This is a genomic window from Brucella sp. IR068, assembly GCF_049065885.1.
GTDB lineage: Bacteria > Pseudomonadota > Alphaproteobacteria > Rhizobiales > Rhizobiaceae > Brucella > Brucella intermedia.
In genome coordinates this window covers 284687-301438 of record NZ_JBAKHE010000002.1, presented here as the reverse complement: position 1 = coordinate 301438, position 16752 = coordinate 284687, and the positions used below count along the sequence as shown (strand labels likewise).

Below are 16752 nucleotides of genomic sequence, written 5' to 3'. Positions count from 1 at the left end.
GACAGGTAGAGCTTCCTTGCGTAGTCCCGAGGGACACGAGGGCGCTCTAGAACAGGAAATAGCGTTGTGCCATCGGCAGGACGTCAGCCGGTTCACACGTGATCAATTCACCGTCCACCCGCACCTGATAGTTCTGCGGATCGACCTCCAGTTTGGGCGTCAGCCCGTTGTGGATCATGTCTTTCTTGCGGATATTCCGGATACCCTTCACGGCAACGAGCTGCTTGTTGAGCTTCAGCTTTTCGCCGATGCCGTCATCCAGCGCCGATTTCGACACGAAAGTCACGCCGGTGGAACCGAGCGCGCGCCCCAGGACCCCATACATCGGCCGGTAATGGACCGGCTGCGGCGTTGAGATCGATGCATTGGGATCGCCCATCGGGGCCGTTGCAATCATGCCGCCGATCATGACGAGGCTTGGCTTCACGCCGAAGAATTCGGTTCTCCACAATACGAGATCGGCCCGCTTTCCAACTTCAATCGAGCCTATCTCATGCGCAAAACCGTGCGTGATCGCCGGGTTGATCGTATATTTGGCGACATAGCGCTTGGCGCGGAAATTATCATTCCGGCTGCTGTCTTCGCCGAGCGGGCCGCGCTGCACTTTCATCTTGTGGGCCGTCTGCCAGCAGCGCAGAGTGGTTTCCCCGATGCGGCCCATGGCCTGCGAATCCGACGACATCATCGAGAAGACCCCCAGATCATGGAGAATGTCTTCCGCCGCGATGGTTTCACGCCGGATACGGGATTCAGCGAAAGCCACGTCCTCGGGAATTTTCGGGCTGAGGTGGTGACAGACCATCAGCATGTCGAGATGTTCGTCGACTGTATTGATGGTGTAGGGACGCGTCGGATTTGTTGAAGACGGCAGGATGTTTTCTTCGCCCGCCGCCGTGATGATATCGGGCGCGTGACCGCCACCGGCGCCTTCCGTATGGAAACTATGGATGGTCCTGCCCTTCATCGCGGCAAAGGTATCCTTGACGAACCCGCTTTCGTTCAGCGTATCCGTATGGATGGCGACCTGGATATCCTCCTCGTCGGCCACGTTCAGGCAATTATCGATGGCGGCGGGCGTCGTTCCCCAGTCCTCGTGGAGCTTCAGGCCGACAGCTCCGGCCCTTATCTGCTCGCGGAGGGGTTCGGGCTTGCTGGCATTGCCTTTGCCCAGCAGTCCCACATTGATGGGGAGCGCCTCCACGGCTTCCAACATGCGGTGGATGGCCCATGGCCCCGGTGTAACCGTGGTTGCGAGCGTGCCGACCGTCGGCCCCGTTCCGCCGCCGACGAGCGTCGTGGTGCCGCTGGCCAGAGCTTCCTCGGCCTGCTGCGGCGCAATGAAGTGAATATGCGTGTCTATCCCGCCGGCGGTGAGGATCTTGCCCTCGCCCGCGATGACATCTGTGGCGGGACCGACGACTATATCGACGCCCGGCTGGATATCGGGATTTCCGGCCTTGCCGATCCCCGAAATACGGCCGTTCTTGATGCCGACATCGGCTTTGATGATGCCCCAATAGTCGAGGATGATGACATTGGTGATGACGAGATCGGCTGTTTCGGCAGCAGGTCTCTGTCCCTGCCCCATGCCATCGCGGATAACCTTGCCGCCGCCGAAGGTCACTTCCTCGCCATAGATGCAGCGGTCGTCCTCGATCTCGATGATAAGTTCCGTATCGGCCAGCCGCAGACGGTCGCCCTTTGTCGGGCCATAGAGTTCTGCATAGGCTTGTCTTGAGATGGTCCCCATCTCCCCCTCCTACAGCTTCCCGTTGATTTTTGCATTGAAGCCGTAGACCTCGCGGTCACCAGCCAGCGCGACCAGTTCGACTTCACGGTCCTGCCCGGGCTCGAACCGCACGGCGGTCCCAGCCGGAATATTGAGGCGGAAGCCCCTCGCCCGTTCCCGGTCGAAGTCAAGAGCCTCGTTCGTCTCGTAGAAATGATAATGCGACCCGACCTGTATCGGCCTGTCGCCAGTGTTCGCCACGGCGATGACGCGGGTTTCACGACCGTCATTGAGTTCGATCGTCCCGTCTTCGATGAAATATTCACCCGGTATCATGATCGTCTCCTCAAGCGCATCCCGATATTTTCAAGATGCGCGTTAAAGCAAAAGCCCAAACGTTCCCGGCAGTGCGGGAGATGTTCTACGGAATTGGATTGTGAACGGTCACAAGCTTGGTACCGTCCGGAAAGGTGGCTTCCACCTGAATGTCATGGATCATTTCGGGCACGCCCTCCATCACCTCATCGCGGGTGAGCAGGGTGGCTCCGTAGGACATGAGTTCCGCAACCGTCTTGCCGTCGCGGGCTCCCTCCAGAATTTCGGCGGAGATGAAAGCCACGACTTCGGGATAATTGAGTTTCAGCCCTCTGGCCCTTCGTCGTTCCGCAACCAGTGCTGCGGTGAAAATCAGAAGTTTGTCCTTTTCACGTGGCAATAGTTCCATTTGTAGGCCCTCTCAAAGTCATTATGTTGCCCATATGCGTGGTGCAGCCGCCGGTTTTCCCAATCCGGTTTCGCGGATGACTTCCCAGGCTTTGCGAAACAGTGCTTTGGCTTCCGACATGCGTCCACCGAGATAGCGACAGACGATCACCCGCTCGAGCTGCGATACCGAAAAGAGATTTTTTCCTGCATCGCCGAGTGCTTCGCGAATGCGCTGAAGTGTGTTTTCATGCGCGGGACCGGCATAAACCATCGTTGCGACGATGGGCCTGGCGCAGAATGCAAAGGCCGCATTCATTGCCTGGTCGGCACCTTGAAGGCGAAACTGCTCGAACCAAATCGGCCTTCCGTCCCGAAATACTTCGACCCTCTGGCGAAGCTCGCCCGCATCGAAATTCTCCCGACAGGCGGGCCGTCCGAGACTGACAATGTCCCACCCAAGATAAACTGCGTCTCCACTCAGGGAGACATGCGTGCTTATGGAAGCCTTCGCGCCATCAAAAACGATTGTTTCCTGCGGGAGATATTCGCATACGCCACCCTCGCCCACATTGATCCGCGTGGTCTGGATGCTGCGGCCCCGGTCGCTGCGATAGAACTTGGTAGCGCCCGGCGTCGTCAGGACGGCTTTGGAGCCCGGCCCCAGAAAACAGGAAATATCAAGGACATCCTCACCCGCAACACCACCGGGCGGATGAAGAAGATAGACATGTGCGCTTCCGTCTTTTTCGGGATAGAAGGGTTGCTGCACCGCGAGCGGCCCAACGTGACGGCGCCGCATCAGGCGCGTCACTTCATGACTATGCTCGAACCCCAGTTCAAGCTCGGCATGCCAACCCTTGCTCATGAATGCTTGCCACCTCTGCGTTCCCGTAGATTTCGATGCGTTATCGATGTCGAGCAATAAAACGAAGGCAGAATGCAATATTGAGGCAGGATAACCCCGCACATCACCATAGACAAGCTTAATTAGAGACTTGATTGATACGTCCGTCAACTTGATTCAATAGAACACCGTAAAATAACCCATAGTCGAGTTCATATGGATAAAGGGTCATGACGGATGCGAGCGTGTTCATTTTTTGAGCAATCCGCATTTTCGCTGGACAATAGAACGCTCTAACTATTTGTTTCCCCGCATTATCTTCTCTAGCGGGTAGCCAATCGGTCAATCACACGTGCAGGCAGGTGAAGAGCCAGCGAGGCCTGCTCGAAAGTACCCTGGCCCGCTGCGAGGAATGTATCGTCCATGCCTGCATATTCGTCCGTGATAAGCCTGCGCAGCAGATGGCCCGAGCCCAGAAACTTGATCAGCGTATTTGAACTTGCAAACAGGCTGTGGCCGCCGCTGTCGACTTCGGAAATATCAAGAACCTGAATATTCTTGTTCTGCAGGAAAGCGATGTCGAATCCACTGCCGACCCGCGGCGCTCCACCGGCCAACCTGCGGGAGAGGTCCAGCGCCCGGTCGCGCCGGGATACGATGATCGTAAAGGGCTGGGGCAGATAATCGATATCGTCAATCTGGCTGCGGAAAAGATCGGGATCGAGATCGGGGGCAGCAAGAAGCACCCCCTTGATGCGTTTCAGCACGTCGCGGCGCTTGTCGCCAGATAGCGTTCGCAAGGCTTCCATGACGGCCACCGCGCCCATGGAATGGCCGACGATGACGATGCCGTTGGCTTTGGTCTGCGCCGCCAGCGCTAACGTTTCCGCCAATCCCCTGCGCGCAATGATGGCGCTGTCCCGGTCATACAGGTATCGCGTAAACGACGCGGCGGATGCCCACGAAAAATGAACCGGCACCGATGTGACGCCATAGTTGTGAACAATCTGCGCATTGCGAAACAGTCCTTCGGCAAAGTTGTTGTTATAGCCGTGGACGAAAATGAATATTTCGCGTTGCGCGGCGGGGCGGTTCGCCAGACGCCGGTTCAGCTCGGCGACCATTGCGCGCCGGTCCGGCAACGGCACATAGTTTGACGCCATGAAATGTCGGCGGGGATCGGGGTTCACCGATGATGTTTCAACATTTCCCGGACGGTGCATTTCAGGAATATGGACGTCTATGGTCGAGAGTTTCAGCGTTTGGGATCTGTCGCGGGAATAGGCAATAGCTGGATCGTCTATACGCTCCCGAACCGTCGCAACAGCGAAGGGAACCACCGCGCCGGAATGGGTCTCGCCCGCCACATCCCTTCCCAGCCCGGTGACAGCCCTGTTACCGGCGCATCCCGCGGTGGCAAGCAAAACAAGTGCGAGGATGAAAACCTGCTTCAATTCACGCCCTCGCTCGATAGAACCGAATGCGCTCACATGGGTTCGCCCTTCCGCTCTACCTGATTGTCTTTTCGCATTTCTTCCGCGTCGGGCGTTTCCACCTGACTGCAAAATGCTGTCAAGACGGGTCTCGGCAGCGCCATGTTACGAGGTTGCCGGCAACGCTCCTTCCAGCGCTTCCTTCAGGCGTTTTTCCTGCTCAACAGACAAGGATGTTTTCAACACCCTGCCCCGCAGGTCAGGGAAATCCGCCATGACCCTGTCCCACTGAATCTTGCGTAGGAGGACAAACAGGGCCGACGAGTTTTCCGGAATTGTCTCACCAAGCGACACGATGAACTTGTCATCGATCCCGTAGTCGGCGAGCGAACCCGACAAGGCTCCTGCCCCGGCTCCCACCGCCCCGCCAAGAGCCATGCCGGCAAGCGGGTTGAGGAATATAAGCCCGACCAGTCCGCCCCATATCGCACCGGAAAGCAATCCCGACCCTGCGCCCATGGCGAGCATATTGTACTTCTGTTTGAGATGAACCTTGCCTTGTTCGTCACGAACGACGATCACAGCGTCTTCGAGATCGACGAGATATTCCTTTTGAAGCTGGTTGAGCTTCAAAAGCACGGCGTCCGCCTCTCCGACGGTATCAAACCCAATAACGACCAGTTCCGACACAGCAGTGTTCCTTTCTTGATAACCAAAAATGATGACGCCGCAAGGATCAGCGACGCCATCTCACAGGGCGAACATTGGTTATTCTGCCGTCTCTGGCCCGAACCGTGACGTCGTAGGTTCTGCGCTGCCTGTCACCCCGGTAAAGAAAGTGGCTGCCGCGGCAATCCAGGGCGCGAACATTGCGGAAGCCGCGCATCCTGAGGAGTCTGACGCCATCGGAGCAACGTATTCTGTGACCGTTGTTGATCCGCACGCCTACGGTAGCCGAGCGGCTCTGGCTGAATGCGGGAACAGTCTCGGCAACGGTTGCGACGGAAAAGAAGGCGGTGAATGCAAGAATAGCGGTTAATGAATGCAGTTTCATGTTTCCCTCCAAGTAACAAAGAACCACAAACTCACAAGCCAAACCGCTTCGCCAATGTCTGTCTGGCGGTCCATGCGGACACCACAAGATCAGGCGACACGGTTCGGGAAAAAATGCCATTCAAACAGTCTTTTGGAGCGCCTTTTGATGCAATCGGATCAAGAGGCGCTCCATAACGGATGCACGGTGCCGGAGCGACCGCGCAGCATCCTTGTCCCCTCAAGGGCGGATCCGGAAATCAGTGTTTCATAGCGTTCTGGAGTATTTCCGGTTCCCGCTTTCGGGAGATATGCTCTAGCGGCAGCGTGCTTCAAAAACGCGGCCGTGGCGATCGCGATAACGGCAGTACTGCACACCGTTGCGGGTCTGGGCGACGCCCACCAGCGTGCCTGCTGCTGCACCGATAGCTGCGCCGGTCAGCGCGCCGCGTGTATCGCCACCGATGGCCGCTCCGGCAAGACCGCCAATAGCGGCGCCGCCGAGACCATAGCCGGCTGTTCTTCGTTCATCTGTCGTGCACCCGCTGGCGGTGGCTCCTATTACGGCCATCGTCACGACGCTGTACAGGATCATTCTCATCGAAATATCCTTCCCATTTGGATGATGCGCTTTACCGCAGAATACATAGGCCGCATCTTGAAAGGTCAAGATATGGGACGGGTGCCGGATAGCAATTTCTATCCCACAACTTTCAAAGCTGCTCGCGAGAAAAGCCGAATATTTCCGCAAACCAGCTCGTGGCGGAGTATTGCGCGCAGAAAGTCAGGGCAACGATAGTGATCGGTACGCCGATGAACGCTCCGAAGACGCCCCACAGGGAACCCCATGCGAAAACGGAAAAGAGCGTTGCGAAGGGGGACAGGGAAATCGTCTTTCCCGTCAGCCGGGGCTCGATCACGCTTCCAATGACGGACTGCACGATGTTCAGACCGATAAAGACCATGAGCGCCATCTGCCAGTTGGCAAAATGCGTGAACGCAAAGGCGGTAATCAAGAGGGTGGCGACCAGCGGCCCGAGAAACGGGATGAAATTGAGAATGAACGCTACAAATCCCCACGTTTCGGCAAATGGCAGACCGACCAGCCAGGTCAGGAGCCAGACGAAGGAACCCGTCGCAATGCTCATCAGCGCCCTGAGCACCATGTAGAACCGGATTTTGGCTGCTGCCGACCGGCTGGCGCGCAGAAACGCGGTCGCAGCCGCCTGATCTTTCAACTGCCTGATCCGCGCCCCGAACTCCTCGGTTTCCGCCAGCCCCAACAGTACATAGACCAGCGCCACGATCCAGAAGCTGAACGTATTGTTGAGGCGGCTTCCTATCGTCTGGAGCGTTCGCAAAGTCCAGCTGACGCTGAAATTCTCCGACAACAGGACCGATGCGGCAATCCCATGCCCGTCGAGCCAGGTTCTGAGCTGTTCATAGAGCAACTGGTATCGCACTGCGTCGATCACTATCCGGCGTCCCACCTGCCCGACTGTCCAGGCGATCAGCCATCCAAAACCGAGCAGAAGACAGACGACCAGAAGAAAAGTGATCGCCAATGCAACATAGCGCGGCATGATCAACGAAAGTGCCCGCTGGATCGGCCAGACGAGCATGATGATGAACAGCGCGAAAACGACCGGCGCAAAGACCGCGCTGCCATAATGGAGCATTGCAATCAGCACGCATCCCGCGATCAGGATCAGGGCTGCATTGCCAGCTTTCAGCATAGGACCTCCCTGACCCGAGGACGAAACGAGCTTATGATTTCAGGGTATTCTTGTGAATCTGCCCATCCTTCATGATGATCGCCAGCGTTTCTTCCGGCTTTTCCAGCACATGAATGTCGTCGAGCGGATTCTCGTTCAGCACCAGAAGATCGGCAAAAGCACCGTGCTCTATAAGACCGAGCTTGCCGGGATAGGGATTGCGCAGATTGGAAAGCGCGAGAAGTTCGGCATTGACCGATGTGGCCGCACGAAGCACCTCTGCATTCGAGTACCAACGGCTCAAGTGAGTCAGCATGAAATTCTGGCGCGGGGTCAATTCGGGGGAAAACAGAACGTCGGAACCCCAGGCGGTCTTGATCCCGTATTTACGGATAAATTCATAAATTCGCGGCGTACCTGCGAAAAGCTGCTGAATTCGTTCGGCACCGGGGCCTGTCTGCGATGCAGCATCGTCCATCGTCAGGAAAGGCTGGGTGCTCAACCAGACATTTTTTTCCGCAATCATCCGCGCGGTTTCCTCGTCCATCAGATGCGCGTGTTCAACACAGGAAACACCCGCACGTATGGATCGCTGGACTGTATTCGGCGCATAGGCATGAACCGTGACATAGGTGTTCCAGTCCCTTGCCACATCGACCGCAGCGCGTATCTCGTCTTCGCTGAATGTGGACATATCCAGCGGACTGCGCGGCGAGGACACGCCGCCGCCAGCAACGATCTTGATCTGCGATGCGCCCTGCAACAATTGTTCGCGCACACGAAGTTTCAAGCTGCCTGCATCATCGACTATGGCCGAAGCGCCCATCAACTCGCTGGTGCTGAGCTTGCCGCCATCACGCGGTATTTCCGTGGGCAACCGGAGATCGCCGTGGCCACCGGTCGTCGTTATCATCGCGCCTGCCGGAAAGATACGCGGCCCGCTGATAATGCCGGTATCGATCGCGCGCTTGAACGAGAAAGTCGGCCCGCCCATATCGCGCACCGTCGTGAAGCCGCGCAGAAGCGTTCTTTCCGCCTCCGCCGTCGATGCGGCGAAAATAATACCAAGATCACCTTCCAGCAGAACCGGAAGCGGCACCGCCGCATATATGGCATGCCAGTGCGCATCGATCAGCCCCGGCATCAGCACACGGTCGCCGCAATCGATGACCGTCGCTCCATCGGGCGGAGCGCTGTTCGACATATCGACAGCCGCAATGCGATTGCCTTCGACCAGAACCTGTACCCCAGACTTCAGCGTATCCGCCTTGCCGTCGAAAAGCCTTGCCCGCGTCAGCAAAACCTTCGCTGATTGCGCGACGGAGCGATCCGCAACCATCGTTGCGCCGACTGCCGCTGCCACGCCCGTCAGGAAATGCCTTCGGGACAGCCGATCCAGCCGCCGGGAAACCTGCTGCAATATCGGGTTGGAGCAACCGCAGCCGTTGCCGTGAACAAAATGCTGATACTTCCCACCCATTCTAAACATGGCAGCTCCTGCATGAGGCACCGTTGAAGGCAGCTATTTGATGACCTTGAAATAATATACGTCGATGAACCTGCCCCTGACGTCGTTTTCGACGCGGCCCCGGATTTCGATTACATTCCTTGTGCTTATTTCTCGTCCGCGCCAGACTTCCCGCTCAATCCGGACCCTCGTTCTTCCGGTGCGGTCCTGAAAAACATACTCGGCTCTTCGGACATTGCTTTTGATCGACCCCGTAAGCTCGACACGGGTGCCGACCGGCGTCCGGGTAATGACGTCTGCCGTTACTGTATTTCGCGGCCTGAAAGAGTCCAGGAACTGGGCATTTGAAACATCAATGGAGCCAAGGGAAACAAGCCCCAACATCAACGCGAATTGAATCATACGCTGCTTTATCGAGGTCATGAATATTCCCTCCTTATAGCAATGATTGAATTTCTTCTTCCGCAACCAAGAAACTCTGATGAAAATTAGCTTTATCGCAGAAATAAACAAGTCTCTTATTTAAAATATCAAGTACCGTTCGCCTTGAGAAAAACCCTGCCAATATCGATAAAAGCGGCAAATTACGGAACTTTCATACTTCTGCCGGGTTCATTGCATGAAGGAGCCCGCCATGGAACAGGTGCACTGGGATGACGCCGTCATCATCGAAATTGCCGACGGCATCACGCAGTCAGTACGAACGGTAGCGGATGCGGAGAACATATTGTTATCCCAATGGAACCGGTTTGAACTGAACAGCCTCGGGGCCGCTATCAAAGCCTGCCTTCTGTGCTCGCACGACATTACCAGTACAGAAGATGCAAGGCTCGCTTTCCAACGGGCAGCTTCAACGTCCGGCATTCTGGTTTGACGCCAGCCCGACGCGGCAGGCCGAGCGCGTCATGGATGTGCCTTCTCAAGGGAAAGCAGCCACTTCAAGGTGCGTCGTTCCGCACTGTTCAGTTCGGGAGCCATCAGCCGGATGGCCGAAGCCGCCTCTACCTCTGATGCCAACCCACCGGCCAGCCAGTGTTCGGGAACGGCGGGATGGATATAGGACTGCCTGCACACCGCCCTCGTATTGCCGAGCCGTTGCGCAACCTTGTCGATTTCACCGTTCAGCGTCCGCTTTTTTCCACTCTCACTGTCAGGCAGCTCAATGCAGCAAAGCGCCTCCAGCGCTGCTGCCGTTGCAGCCCATGTCCGGAAATGCTTGGACGTAAAGTCAGCCTGCATGATCGTTCGCAGGTAGTCGTTGATATCCTGCGAAGTAACCGCACAGCGGTTTCCTGCATCATCGACATATTGAAACAGCTGCTGTCCCGGCAGTTCCTGTATGGAGCGAACAATACGGGCGATCCGCTTGTCGGAAAGTTTCAGGCTCCACATTTTGCCCGACTTCCCGGTGAAGACCAGCCGCAGGCCCGTGCCATCATCGCGCAGATGCCGGTTGCGCAGCGTGGTTGCGCCGAAACTGTTGTTGCTGCGCGCATAGTCGGGATTTCCGACACGCAGCAGCAGCCGGTCCATCAGCCAGATGACGGTGGCGACAACTTTTTCACGACAGAGCGAGCGCCGTCGCATATCGGCATCGACAGCCTTGCGCAGCCGGCTGAGGGCGCGAGCGAAATCCGGCAGGCTCGAGAATTTCGTTTCGTCCTGCATCGCCATCCATGACGGATGATAACGATACTGCTTTCTTCCGCGCGCATCGCGGCCCGTGGCCTGAATATGTCCACGTTCATCGCAGCATATCCAGACATCGGTCCATGCCGGCGGAATGGCAAGCCGGACGATCCTGTCCCGATCCGCATCGGTGATCGTCTTTCTGTCAAAGCGGACGTATCGAAACCCCGTCCCGCAACGCAGGCGTTTGATACCCGGCGCGGCGTCGCTGATATGAAGCAACCCGTTCCGAGCGACCTCCGTTTCAACTCGCGGCATGGTGGGAGATTTTTCAAGCAATGGGAAACCCCGATCTTATTCTTCCAGCCGGATAACCACGATGAGCCTCGACTGGTTCCCGGCTTGTACAAATCCGGTCCGGAACCATCTGGCCGCCAGCCGGTTATCCTGTTCTCCGGAGGATCAGATCGTGCCCCACAGTTTCTGGAAAGGTTATCTCAAACTTTCGCTCGTCACCTGTGCGGTGGAACTGACGCCTGCGACCAGCGAAAGCGAGAAAGTGCGCTTTCACACCCTCAATGCCGAGACCGGGAACCGGGTGATAAGCCGATATGTGGATTCGGTCACGCACAAGCCCGTGCGCGACGACGACGAGGTCAGGGGGTTCGAGAAGGAGGATGGCAGCTATATCGTCCTTGAGGAGGATGAGCTTGAGGCCGTGGCGCTAGAGAGCACCAGAACGATCGACATCGACAAGTTCGTGCCGCGCGACAGCATCGGCTGGATCTGGTACGACAAGCCGCATTATCTCGCTCCTTCCGACAAGGTGGGCCAGGAAGCCTTTTCGGTCATTCGGGAGGCGATGGAAAAAAGCTCGGTCTCCGGTCTCGCCCGCCTCGTCATGTACCGGCGTGAGAGAGCCGTGCTGCTCGAACCGCGGGGTCCGGGAATTGTCCTGTGGACATTGCGTTTCGGCGATGAAGTGCGCAATGCCGACGACTATTTTTCAGCGATTGAGGAAGGCAAACTGGACACGAAGCTGCTTTCGATGGTCCGCAAGCTCATCAAGGACAAGACGGAAGACTGGAACCCGGACTTCCTTCAGGACCCTGTACAGAAAAACCTTCAGTCCATGATCACTGCCAAAAAGAAGAAGAAACCGGCAACAAGTCCGAAATCCCGGAAGACGGAACCGGCAAGCGGGGGGAATGTGATCAATATCATGGACGCGTTGCGCAAGAGTCTCGCCAAGGAAGGCAAGAAATCGTAGGCAAAAAATCCTAAGGCCGCCGCGTTTCATCCCTTAGACGTCACCCGCCTTGCTTCTTCATTTTCGGCAGCGGCGTTTCCGCGCTGCGAAAATCCTGCCAGGGATCGCTTTTCAGCGCAGCCAGCCGGGTCGGCGTGTTGAGAATGGTAAAATGCGCAGGGCCAATTGCCGGAGTGACTTCCTCCCAGGCGAGCGGCATGGAAACTCCGGCACCGGGACGTGCGCGGGGAGAATAAGGGGCTACGGCCGTCATGCCGCGCTGATTGCGCAGATAATCGATAAGAATCTTGCCTTTGCGCTTGGCCTTGGAAATCGTGGATACATAACGATCCGGGCTGTCCGCAGCCATCTGGTCGGCGATAGCCTTGGTAAAGCTTTTCAGCGTGTCCCAGTCAGCTTTCGGCTTCAGCGGCACCACCACATGCAGGCCCTTCCCGCCGGACGTTTTGACAAAGGTCGTCAATCCCAGTTTTTCCATACGTTCCCTGGTCTCGGTAGCAGCTTCAATCACGCGCGGCCAGGATACCCCTTCGCCCGGATCGAGATCCATCGTCAGCGTATCGGGCAGCTCCCAGTTCTTGAGCGTTGATCCCCAAGGGTGAATTTCCAGTGTCCCGGCTTGTACCAGACCGATCAGCCCATTGAAGTCCCGGATGCTGATATAGGGTTCCTCGTCCTTGTCCTTCGGGTCCTGAACTTCGACAATATGCTCGTTCAGCCCTTTCCATGCATGTTTCTGAAAGAAGAATTCTCCCTCGATACCGGTCGGGCAGCGCAGCAACGCCAAAGGGCGATTGACGATGAAAGGTTCGATGCGAGGCCAGACCTCGGCATAATAATCGGCGAGCCCCTGCTTGGTGACACCTTCGCCCGGCCAGTAGACCCGGTCGGGATGAGTAAGCTTCACATCGATCTTCTGGGTATCCTTGTCGGAAACACGAGCTGGCACGTTTTGCTCCTCCCATCTGACATCGCTGGCGGCCTTATCCTCACGCAGCCCCCTGAAGGAAGCGTGGCGCAATCGCTTGTCGGCGGTCCAGGCGCGAAACTCGATCTCGGCCACCAGCTGCGGCTTGACGAACTTCGCGCCGCGCCTTTCATCTGCTGTCAACGGCACTGCGAAAGGGCTTTCGTCCAACCGCATGGCGTACAGTCGTTTGTAGAGTTCCTTGGCGACCTTGACCGAAAAGCCCGTTCCAACCCGCCCTACCGGAACCAGCCCCTTTTTATCCTGTACGCCCAGGAGCAGCGAGCCAATCGCCCCTCTTGTTGCCGTTGAAGGAACATAGCCCGCAATTACAAATTCCTGCCGTCCAATGCATTTGGACTTGCGCCAGTCGTTGCTGCGTCCGCTTTTGTAGGCTGCATTCTTGAGCTTCGACACAATCCCCTCGAGACCAAGTCCGCACGCATTCTCCCATACCGCCGCACCATCGGCATCGAAAGCCTCGCTGAAACGCAGAGTGGACGACGCTTTGGAAAGCAGTTTTTCGAGCAGCTTTTTGCGCTCAACCAGCGGTGTCTGGCGAAGGTCATTGCCGTCCACATGAAGAAGATCAAAGAGATAGTAGGTGAAACGATCTGACCGCCCCTCGCTCAAATCTTCCTGCAGGGCAGAAAAATCGGACAGTCCCGACTGATTTTCGACAACTATCTCGCCATCGAAAATGGCTTCGTCCACGCCTGTTCCTACAAGATCGGCGACGATCTGCTGACCGAATTTTTCGGTCCAATCCAGCCCGCTGCGCGAATAAAGCTTGACCTCGCCCTGCGCAACATGGGCCTGGATACGATAGCCATCGAACTTTATCTCGTGGAGCCAGCGGTCTCCTTCAGGTGCAGCCGGTACGAGCGTAGCGAGTTCCGGCTCGATAAAATCCGGCATCGCTCGCTTCTGGCTGTTCGTGGGACGTGAGGCTGCAGGTTTCTTTGCGGGGGCTGGCTTCTTCTTCTTGATGCGACCGGTTTTCGATGACCACCCCGGCTCTTCGTCCTCAACATCGGCGATCACGCGACCGGTCTTCACCGATTCAGGCTTTTCCTCGAGAATGTCAGGTTCATCGGGTTCGCGGGCGAAATCATCCTCTCCCTTGATGAGAAGCCAATTCTCCCGCTTCTCGCCCGGCTTTCCGTGCATACGGACCAGATGCCATCGCCCTTTGAGTTTTTCTCCGGTGAGTTCAAACTCCAGATGCCCTTTCTTGTATTGCTTATGTGCATCGCCGGTGGATTTCCAACGCCCCGTATCCCAGACGATTACCGTGCCGCCGCCATATTCGCCCTTGGGTATCGTGCCTTCGAAGCCCGCATATTCGAGAGGATGATCCTCGACATGCACCGCAAGGCGCTTTTCGCCGGGAACGAGGCTTGGGCCCCGCGTCACGGCCCAGCTTTTCAGGACGCCGTCCATTTCGAGGCGAAAGTCATAATGCAGCCTGCGCGCATCATGTTTCTGCACGACGAAAAGATCACCTTTCGCCCGTGCAGACTTGCCCCTCGGCTCGCTGGTCAGGGTGAAATCGCGTTTCTTGCGGTAGGTTTCGAGTGGCTGTCCCATGATCACCCTGCCCTCTTGCGAGACTTCACGCCAGATTCAGTTCGCGACTTCGGCTTGCCTTTTTTTGCTTTGGCTGACGTTCGCCCGCCCCCGTCGAGGCCCGCGCTCCTGCGAAGGGCCTCCTTCAGATCGATAACGTCTGCGGTCTTCGGCGCAGCCGGTTTCCTGAGCGGCTTGCCTTCAATCTTTGCCTTGATCAAATCTGCCAGGGCGGCATCGTAACGGTCGTCGAAGCTGGCCGGGTCAAAGCTGCCCATCTTGGTATCGATGATGTGTTTCGCCAGATCGAGCATTTCCCGATCGAACTTGAAGGAGCCAAGATCGGCGAATGCCTCCGCCGCGGCGCGCACCTCGTACTGGAAATTGAGCGTAGTGGCGATCAAGCCCTGATTGTCGGGACGGATGAGAACCTGTCGCGCACGGCGAAAAAGGACAGCCTCTGCAATCGCCGCCACCTTTTCAGCTTTCATGCCCTCACGCACGAGCGTGAAACTTTCGTCATCTCCCGCAGGTGCGAGATAATATGGCCGGTCAAGATAGACATCGTCGATCTCGTCGCATTTGACGAAACGGGTGACATTGAGTGTCTTGTTGCTTTCGGGAATGGCCGAGGCGATTTCCTCTTCGTCGAAACTCAAATAGGAGCCGGACGAAACCTCGTAACCCTTGACCTGGTTATCGCGCGACACAGGCTTGCCCGTGTCGCTGTCCACGAACTCCCGGCTGAGCCGGTTTCCGGTCTTGCGATTGATCAGATGAAACGAAACGCGCTCTGAAGTCGATGCTGCCGTGTAGAGTGCGACAGGGCACAAAAGCTGCTCGATCTTCAGTTGGCCTTTCCAATTTGCACGGGGTGCCATCGATTGTCTCGCTTCCCTCAGGCGCCATCTTCATGGCGGGTCGTTCCCCCGGTACGCTTGAGATAGTGCGCATAGGCGAACCCGCCTGCGAGAAGTGCTGGCAGTCCGATCAAGACGATCCAAAACAAGAATCCACCCAATTTGCCCTCCTGCGCTCTCGGCTGGCGATGCCAGTCACGGCATCTGATTGCTAGGGAGGACAACTCATGAACGGCACCAATTGTTCCGGCACCCTTCGCGGGCCCGGTCACTTCGCTCACCAAGGGCGGTCGCCGTGGTGAAGCGCAACGGGTTGAACTCACAGGGGCCTTGGGGCTTCTGTTTCTGTTGCCAGCGTTTCAATCCTATTATCGATATCGGCGTCGTCGTATGAGAAGCCGCTTTCCGTGGATGAGCAACCATATGTCCGCCTGGAAGCCTGGAACTCTCGCAAAGCGCGCTCCTTTTCACCGAGAGCTTCCAAGGTCGCTCCGCGCAAAGCCCTTATCTGACGGCATAAATTATACCGGTCAGTGGCACCGTCGAGATAATACAGCGCCTGCTGCGGTAAACCCTTCTGCAGGCTATCATAGGCAAGATAGCTGTTGGCGAAACTTCTCAACTCACCGCCCCAATATCCTTCCTCAGCGATTGCCAATGCGTAACGCGCCGCTGTTCTGGCTTCGTCCGAGTTTTTTTCAGCGCTGAGATTTGAAATCTGCGCTTGGAGCCCGTCACGAGTTGTAGCACTAAGGGCAGCAGGCGCATGAGGCACGCGGCACGACGGGATATCAAACATTCCCGCCCCTCTCCGTACCTCTGCTTCGCTTCGCGTGAAAATCACGAACTCTTCATTGTGCTGTCATTCGACAGGTCTCGGGTCCTTCAGCACTCGAAAACCAGCTTAGGTTGCTCCCCGAAATGCTGACCCGAACGTAGGGTCGGTTCTCCAAGACGCTTCATCCATTGATTCGTGGCAACTAGGGCGAACCGGGATTTTCCAGGACGTCATGTGTCAATATTCGAGCGCATATCCGATATCATTCCAAATTTCATTGAATGATGCCGCGGGAACTTTAGGGAGTTTTGAGGAAGAATGCTCATGCCGTCACGCAAGGGGTTTGCCGTAGCTACAGCAATGCTGTTGCTAGGCTGTTGCGAGGCGAAAAACGCGAACAACCGCGCAATCTATTCAGTCAAAATTTACAAGCAATTTCAAGGGGGTAAGTGGTGGGCGATGAGAGACTCGAACTCCCGACATCTTCGGTGTAAACGAAGCGCTCTACCAACTGAGCTAATCGCCCGACTGCTTCGCCAAGTGTCTGGCCAGTCGTTGTGAGAGCCGTTTAGGCAATTCGCGCGACGAGCGCAAGTGCAAAAATCAGCATCTGGCTTCTTTCTTGTATTTTTCTACAAGCACCTCCGTCCTCCCGCCAAGGGACCAGTCAGACGCAGGACAGCCACCCGAAAAACACCGCATCAAGCCAAGCGTCGGCTAAGTCGGCACCCGGTGTTGATGATTGCTGAACGA

The 16752-nt window shown here is 56.7% G+C and carries 18 protein-coding genes and 1 tRNA gene; 2 read left to right on the top strand and 17 right to left on the bottom strand.

Annotated elements, in window-relative coordinates:
- Positions 1-46 precede the first annotated feature (46 nt).
- The 11 genes from ureC to ACOWVS_RS04360 form a co-directional block, all read right to left on the bottom strand.
- Positions 47-1750 carry an urease subunit alpha gene (ureC, locus tag ACOWVS_RS04410; protein WP_075041650.1) on the bottom strand — a complete coding sequence of 568 codons (1704 nt, stop codon included), beginning with the start codon at positions 1748-1750 and terminating at the stop codon, positions 47-49.
- A 9-nt stretch (positions 1751-1759) separates the two neighbouring features.
- Positions 1760-2065, bottom strand: coding sequence for an urease subunit beta (locus ACOWVS_RS04405; protein ID WP_006466549.1), 306 nt, complete (start codon positions 2063-2065; stop codon positions 1760-1762).
- Positions 2066-2150: 85 nt separating this feature from the next.
- Positions 2151-2453 carry an urease subunit gamma gene (gene ureA, locus ACOWVS_RS04400; RefSeq protein WP_006466548.1) on the bottom strand — a complete coding sequence of 101 codons (303 nt, stop codon included), beginning with the start codon at positions 2451-2453 and terminating at the stop codon, positions 2151-2153.
- A 21-nt stretch (positions 2454-2474) separates the two neighbouring features.
- Positions 2475-3299: an urease accessory protein UreD gene (locus ACOWVS_RS04395; protein ID WP_006472832.1), complete on the bottom strand. Its 825-nt coding sequence runs from the start codon at positions 3297-3299 to the stop codon at positions 2475-2477.
- Positions 3300-3601: 302 nt separating this feature from the next.
- On the bottom strand, positions 3602-4768 hold the full coding sequence (locus ACOWVS_RS04390; protein WP_075041649.1) for an alpha/beta hydrolase: 1167 nt from the start codon (positions 4766-4768) through the stop codon (positions 3602-3604).
- A 108-nt stretch (positions 4769-4876) separates the two neighbouring features.
- A complete protein-coding gene (locus ACOWVS_RS04385; protein WP_006466545.1) occupies positions 4877-5401 on the bottom strand; it encodes a DUF1269 domain-containing protein in 525 nt (174 codons plus the stop codon).
- Between the two features lie 46 nt (positions 5402-5447).
- Positions 5448-5765 carry a hypothetical protein gene (locus ACOWVS_RS04380; RefSeq protein WP_075041648.1) on the bottom strand — a complete coding sequence of 106 codons (318 nt, stop codon included), beginning with the start codon at positions 5763-5765 and terminating at the stop codon, positions 5448-5450.
- 294 nt (positions 5766-6059) lie between these two features.
- The gene (locus tag ACOWVS_RS04375) at positions 6060-6344 is read right to left on the bottom strand and encodes a glycine zipper 2TM domain-containing protein (RefSeq protein WP_006472829.1); all 285 of its coding nucleotides are present in this window, start codon (positions 6342-6344) and stop codon (positions 6060-6062) included.
- 112 nt (positions 6345-6456) lie between these two features.
- Entirely contained in the window at positions 6457-7479 is a 1023-nt protein-coding gene (locus tag ACOWVS_RS04370; protein WP_006466543.1) for an AI-2E family transporter, read from the bottom strand.
- A gap of 31 nt (positions 7480-7510) precedes the next feature.
- Positions 7511-8947 (bottom strand): metal-dependent hydrolase family protein, encoded by a 1437-nt coding sequence (locus ACOWVS_RS04365; protein ID WP_025091391.1) that lies wholly within the window; start codon positions 8945-8947, stop codon positions 7511-7513.
- Between the two features lie 33 nt (positions 8948-8980).
- Positions 8981-9349, bottom strand: coding sequence for a NirD/YgiW/YdeI family stress tolerance protein (locus tag ACOWVS_RS04360; protein WP_006472827.1), 369 nt, complete (start codon positions 9347-9349; stop codon positions 8981-8983).
- A gap of 211 nt (positions 9350-9560) precedes the next feature.
- Here ACOWVS_RS04360 and ACOWVS_RS04355 point away from each other — a divergent pair, with 211 nt between their 5' ends.
- Positions 9561-9800, top strand: coding sequence for a DUF982 domain-containing protein (locus ACOWVS_RS04355; RefSeq protein WP_006472826.1), 240 nt, complete (start codon positions 9561-9563; stop codon positions 9798-9800).
- A gap of 29 nt (positions 9801-9829) precedes the next feature.
- On the opposite strand, the gene ACOWVS_RS04350 is transcribed toward ACOWVS_RS04355, so the two are convergent.
- A complete protein-coding gene (locus tag ACOWVS_RS04350; RefSeq protein ID WP_235691657.1) occupies positions 9830-10837 on the bottom strand; it encodes a DNA topoisomerase IB in 1008 nt (335 codons plus the stop codon).
- A gap of 187 nt (positions 10838-11024) precedes the next feature.
- Between ACOWVS_RS04350 and ACOWVS_RS04345 the strand changes: the two genes are divergently transcribed.
- Positions 11025-11825 carry a Ku protein gene (locus ACOWVS_RS04345; RefSeq protein ID WP_006472824.1) on the top strand — a complete coding sequence of 267 codons (801 nt, stop codon included), beginning with the start codon at positions 11025-11027 and terminating at the stop codon, positions 11823-11825.
- 40 nt (positions 11826-11865) lie between these two features.
- On the opposite strand, the gene ligD is transcribed toward ACOWVS_RS04345, so the two are convergent.
- The 5 genes from ligD to ACOWVS_RS04320 all read right to left on the bottom strand — a co-directional run bounded on the left by ligD (position 11866) and on the right by ACOWVS_RS04320 (position 16525).
- The gene (ligD, locus tag ACOWVS_RS04340) at positions 11866-14382 is read right to left on the bottom strand and encodes a DNA ligase D (protein WP_075041647.1); all 2517 of its coding nucleotides are present in this window, start codon (positions 14380-14382) and stop codon (positions 11866-11868) included.
- A gap of 2 nt (positions 14383-14384) precedes the next feature.
- Complete coding sequence (locus ACOWVS_RS04335) at positions 14385-15242, bottom strand: Ku protein (RefSeq protein ID WP_006466536.1); 858 nt, start codon at positions 15240-15242, stop codon at positions 14385-14387.
- Positions 15243-15259: 17 nt separating this feature from the next.
- Positions 15260-15382, bottom strand: a complete 123-nt coding sequence (locus ACOWVS_RS04330; RefSeq protein ID WP_021584956.1) for a hypothetical protein — start codon at positions 15380-15382, stop codon at positions 15260-15262.
- 158 nt (positions 15383-15540) lie between these two features.
- Entirely contained in the window at positions 15541-16020 is a 480-nt protein-coding gene (locus tag ACOWVS_RS04325) for a hypothetical protein (protein ID WP_075041646.1), read from the bottom strand.
- A gap of 429 nt (positions 16021-16449) precedes the next feature.
- Positions 16450-16525, bottom strand: a tRNA-Val gene (locus ACOWVS_RS04320).
- Positions 16526-16752: the final 227 nt, after the last annotated feature.

Bases quoted from the DNA above. Each gene is read 5' to 3' on its own strand.
- ACOWVS_RS04355 (WP_006472826.1), top strand. From the start codon at position 9,561: ATGGAACAGGTGCACTGGGATGACGCCGTCATCATCGAAATTGCCGAC.
- ACOWVS_RS04360 (WP_006472827.1), bottom strand. From the start codon at position 9,349: ATGACCTCGATAAAGCAGCGTATGATTCAATTCGCGTTGATGTTGGGG.
- ACOWVS_RS04325 (WP_075041646.1), bottom strand. From the start codon at position 16,020: ATGTTTGATATCCCGTCGTGCCGCGTGCCTCATGCGCCTGCTGCCCTT.
- ACOWVS_RS04370 (WP_006466543.1), bottom strand. From the start codon at position 7,479: ATGCTGAAAGCTGGCAATGCAGCCCTGATCCTGATCGCGGGATGCGTG.
- ACOWVS_RS04395 (WP_006472832.1), bottom strand. From the start codon at position 3,299: ATGAGCAAGGGTTGGCATGCCGAGCTTGAACTGGGGTTCGAGCATAGT.
- ligD (WP_075041647.1), bottom strand. From the start codon at position 14,382: ATGGGACAGCCACTCGAAACCTACCGCAAGAAACGCGATTTCACCCTG.
- ACOWVS_RS04335 (WP_006466536.1), bottom strand. From the start codon at position 15,242: ATGGCACCCCGTGCAAATTGGAAAGGCCAACTGAAGATCGAGCAGCTT.
- ACOWVS_RS04380 (WP_075041648.1), bottom strand. From the start codon at position 5,765: ATGAAACTGCATTCATTAACCGCTATTCTTGCATTCACCGCCTTCTTT.
- ACOWVS_RS04365 (WP_025091391.1), bottom strand. From the start codon at position 8,947: ATGTTTAGAATGGGTGGGAAGTATCAGCATTTTGTTCACGGCAACGGC.
- ureA (WP_006466548.1), bottom strand. From the start codon at position 2,453: ATGGAACTATTGCCACGTGAAAAGGACAAACTTCTGATTTTCACCGCA.
- ACOWVS_RS04405 (WP_006466549.1), bottom strand. From the start codon at position 2,065: ATGATACCGGGTGAATATTTCATCGAAGACGGGACGATCGAACTCAAT.
- ACOWVS_RS04375 (WP_006472829.1), bottom strand. From the start codon at position 6,344: ATGAGAATGATCCTGTACAGCGTCGTGACGATGGCCGTAATAGGAGCC.
- ureC (WP_075041650.1), bottom strand. From the start codon at position 1,750: ATGGGGACCATCTCAAGACAAGCCTATGCAGAACTCTATGGCCCGACA.